At 65.6% G+C, this 3925-nt stretch carries 5 protein-coding genes; 1 reads left to right on the plus strand and 4 read right to left on the minus strand.

The genetic code is table 11. The features are described 5' to 3' along the window. Positions 1–552, minus strand: a 552-nt coding sequence (locus LBC97_00560) for a transposase family protein (GenBank protein ID MDR2564551.1), incomplete at its 3' end; no start/stop codon positions are given. Between the two features lie 318 nt (positions 553–870). On the opposite strand from LBC97_00560, the gene LBC97_00565 reads away from it, so the two are divergent. Continuing rightward, complete coding sequence (locus LBC97_00565; GenBank protein ID MDR2564552.1) at positions 871–1341, plus strand: hypothetical protein; 471 nt, start codon at positions 871–873, stop codon at positions 1339–1341. 362 nt (positions 1342–1703) lie between these two features. On the opposite strand, the gene LBC97_00570 is transcribed toward LBC97_00565, so the two are convergent. The 3 genes from LBC97_00570 to LBC97_00580 all read right to left on the minus strand — a co-directional run bounded on the left by LBC97_00570 (position 1704) and on the right by LBC97_00580 (position 3534). Then, a complete protein-coding gene (locus tag LBC97_00570) occupies positions 1704–2060 on the minus strand; it encodes a VanW family protein (GenBank protein MDR2564553.1) in 357 nt (118 codons plus the stop codon). Positions 2061–2145: 85 nt separating this feature from the next. After that, on the minus strand, positions 2146–2793 hold the full coding sequence (locus LBC97_00575; protein MDR2564554.1) for a hypothetical protein: 648 nt from the start codon (positions 2791–2793) through the stop codon (positions 2146–2148). A gap of 213 nt (positions 2794–3006) precedes the next feature. After that, positions 3007–3534, minus strand: coding sequence for an amino-acid N-acetyltransferase (locus LBC97_00580; protein MDR2564555.1), 528 nt, complete (start codon positions 3532–3534; stop codon positions 3007–3009). Positions 3535–3925 lie beyond the last annotated feature (391 nt).

The raw sequence follows: 3925 nt of genomic DNA on the forward strand, positions 1-3925 counted from the left end.
GGCGGAGTCGGCCAGCCAGTCCGCGTCCTGAAGGGCCGTCCGCCAGCCGGTCAGCTCGATCGCGGCGGCGTCGTGGCGGGCGCCGGGGACCGGGTCGGAGACGGCGATCAGGCCGCCCTCGAGGTCGCAGGCGACCTGGACGGACAGGCACTGGCGGTGGTGTTTGCCGGAGTAGTTGGACCGGCCGGTCGCTTTCCGGTTCCCGGTCGGGGTGTGGGTGCCGTCGACGACGAGGGGCCTGGTGGCGGCCGCCTCCGCGAGCGGGATGCCGGTGAACGACAGGGCCAGGTCGATGAGCGGCTCGAGCTTGGCCTTGATCTGGGAGACGGTCGGCTGGGAGACGCCGAACAAGGCGCCGGCGAGCCGCTGGGTGGTGTTGGAGCGCAGCAGCGCCAGGGTCAGCCGCAGCTGGCCGCGCAGGTCCAGCGCCCAGGGGCGGCCGGTCACGGGCGGGGCCGTCGCCATGCCCTTTTGGTCCATGATCTCCCGGACGCGGCCCAGCAATTCCTCGAATTGGTGCTCCGGCAGCCCTGTCGTGTATTCTAAATCCATTGGCCCGTTCCTTTTGGATAATCGTTGATGTTGACAATCCAATTATCCTGGGAGCGGGCCGTCTTTTGTCGGATATCGCGCGCCGTGGCGCCAATTATGTCAAAGCGATTCCTTCGCCTTCCCTGCCGCCCGTCGAAACGCCCCCAAATGGCGACTTTCTAATAGGGTTCTAAGAACCAGGCATATGTTGAATCTCTGGACGCCAAAGCGCGCGCGCAGTACGAAGCGGCGCTCTATGGAGACGACTACGGGCCTGGCAATGATGAGTTCGGCGGGTGTCTGGGAGAAACAAACGGCAAATACCCAGAGCCGATACTCGTGACGTCCTACGAACAATTCAACGTGACGTGGGGTGGCCTGACGGGGGAGATCTACCGAATGGCCATGTATTCAACCAGGCCGGATATGGCGTCAACAATGCTGGATGCCGGGGCGGACGAGGGTGTGGTAGCACTGAACCTTGAATGGGCCGACTGTATGCGCGTTGCCGGCTACCCGTTCCCGAAGGAGAAGGGAGAACTCGGCCCTGTCTCGGCGATTGATCTCGCAAGTGCCACGCAGGAAGATGGCACGGTTGCGGACGGGAGCGATCCGAACCAGGAGTGGGCGCTCCTGGGCACCGAACCCGAGATCAGGATCGCATTGGCGGACTTTGACTGCCGGGCTCAAACCGACTACTTCAATCGGCTGTTGGCCAGGCGGATCGCTATTGAGCAGCGCTTTGTCGACCAGAACAAGGCAGAACTTGACCGGATGGTCGCGGCCGCTGAGGCCATGGGATTGGTCTGAGACTGGCGGGGATCGATCCCCCTTGGGCCTTCAAGTGCGCGTCGGAATGAGACTGAGGGTTGGTTTCGGTCCGGGAGCCCAGAACGGCAGCTGGGGTGGGCAGGCGTCAGGCGGGCGGCGGCAACGTGTCAGCGGCTGACGAGCCGACCTCAAGGGGTCGGTAGGAAGTCGGCGAAGAGCAACCGGTTCAGGCGGGCAGGTCCCCACCTCTGACGGCTTGGCTAACGTTTGGGCTGGGCCGCGCGGGGTTTCTGGGCCCCGAGTGCGACCTTCGAGCCCTTCGTGATCCAGCGCTGGATCACGATCGTGGTTTGGCTTGCATTCACACTCGGAACCGGGCGAGCCCACGGGGCCGCAGCGGGTCAGGTGCCGACTGGCGGCCGGCAAACCACCACGTTGGCGGGCGCGTAGCTCCAACTCCAGGTCTCGGTGCCGGAGGAGGTCCCGGCGGGGTCCGTCTTGGTGCGCCGGAAGGTGACCTCGAAACCGGATGAGCCGCCGGATTGCGGCACGCAGTCGGGTTCGCGGGATTGGACGGTCCGCGAGTGGACGAACAGGTCCAGCGGCTCCGTCACGGTTTCAACGGTCCAGTACTTGGTTGACCAGAGTTCCACCCAGACCTGCCCCTCCGCATCCACGCCCGCACGCAGCAGCACGCCCCATGGCGTGTCGTTCCGGAACTTCACGTCCCCCAACGCCAGGCTCGCCTCCCGCCCCATCGGGAACCGCGACGAGTAGCCGCCGCCCGGTCCGGCGGTCCGGACAGCCCCACAACGGCGGGGGCTTGCCCTGCGTGGCGCCCGGTTACGGGACCAGCAGGAACTGGGTCTTGTCTGAGGGGACGTCGAGGATCTTGACCGAGGCCACGTAGGTGGCGTCCTCGGCTCGGAAGGGTTTCTCCGCGATCTCTCGGCAGCCTTGCTGCGAGCGGGTGGCGTCCCAGGTGATGGGGATGTCGGCGGTTTGGCCGGCTTTGACCACAATGAGGTCGCCGGCTTCCTCGGGCGTGTTCGCGGCGCAGTCCGAGGAGTCGAAGATGCGGTCGGATCCGGACACGACGTTCAGCACAATGATGTGCGGGTTGTTCCGCAATGTGCAGTCTTCGGCGCCGGTGTTCTTGACGTGGGCGGCCAGGGTTACGGGCTCCGCGGCGCCGTAACTGGGCTTGTCGTGGGTGAGGAGGATGTCGGCATCGGGCGCTAGTTTGGCGCCGGTCAACTGTTTGGCGGTGCAGGCGGCGATCTTGGGCTGGGCGGACTGCGAACCGGCGGGCGCGCTGGACTGCTTGCCAGTCGGGGGCGGCTGGGGCGCGCTGGAGGGGCTGGAGGCGAGCGCTTTGATGATCATGACCAGCAGCACGACCACAATCACGATCCCCGCCAGCACGGCCGCGCGCCGCCGCCAGTAGACAGCGGCAGGCTCCGGGCCGACAGGGTGAATGAGCCGATTCACACCGGCAAGTTTATTGCCACGGTCCCGCCCGGGAACGTAGACGCGCCGCCCAAACGCAGGTAAAGGAAGTTTCAGCGACCGATGCCGTCCCAAGACCACGCCCGCCAAAGCCACGCCACAATGGCGTCCGGCCGGACCGGACGAAAACGGGGACGGTACCGTTTTCGGCTCTGGCTGCGGGGACCCGTCCGGTCCAGTCCCTCGGGACCGGCCTCACGTTTGGGCGGCTGCGGGCGGCAGGTTGAGGAGCATGCGGGTGTTGCCGAGGGTGTTGGGCTTGACGCGGGCGAGGTCGAGGAATTCGGCGACGCCGTCGTCGTGGGAGCGCAGGAGTTGTTGGTAGACCTCTGCGGTGACGGGTATGCCGTCGATGGGTTCGAAGCCGTGGCGCGCGAAGAAGGGGACTTCGAAGGTGAGGCAGAAGAGACGTTCCAGGCCGAGGGCGTGGGCGCGGCCGATCAGCGCTTCGACTAGTTTGTGGCCCACGCCGCGGCCGCGCCAGCCGGGGGCGGCGGCGAGGGTGCGGACCTCGCCGAGACCCTTCCACATGACGTGGACGGCTCCGCAGCCGACCAGGCGGCCGTCGGGGGCGGCCGCGACCAAGAATTCCGGCAGGGACTCGTAGTAGCTGACGGGCGGTTTGGCGACCAGGACCCCTGCGTCTACGTATGGGGCGGTCAGGTCCCTGATGGCCTTGACGTCCTCGGAGCGGGCCGGGCGGATCGTGAAATCGGATGGCACGCGGACAATCCTGCCACCCGCGCCGCCGCCCCGCCCCGCCAACCGGTCTGCGGGTCAATGCTTGCTCCTGCGATCAAAGCCATCCGAAGCGCTGCCCATCGCAAGCGGAGTTCGGAGGCGGTTTCAGGTCAAGCCAGCCACTCGGTTTTCCGGTGCCTGGTCGTGTTTGTTATTGAGGGTTTCTTACTAAGTGGGCCTGATTGGGCATTGTTCTATTGGTAGCCTGTTCAGTGTTCATTGGCGGGCCGCAGTTTCTTGGAGGCTCGCCTCTTAGAACCCTATTAGAAACCTCCATTTTGTTTACCATCCGGTCCGGTAGAGTTCGAGTTTCGCGACGAGTGCGATGATGAATGGGAGTTTCTTGAGTTGCCGCCGGTAGCCGTGGGAGAGT

The sequence above is a fragment of the Bifidobacteriaceae bacterium genome (assembly GCA_031281585.1).
Classification (GTDB): Bacteria; Actinomycetota; Actinomycetes; order Actinomycetales; family WQXJ01; genus JAIRTF01.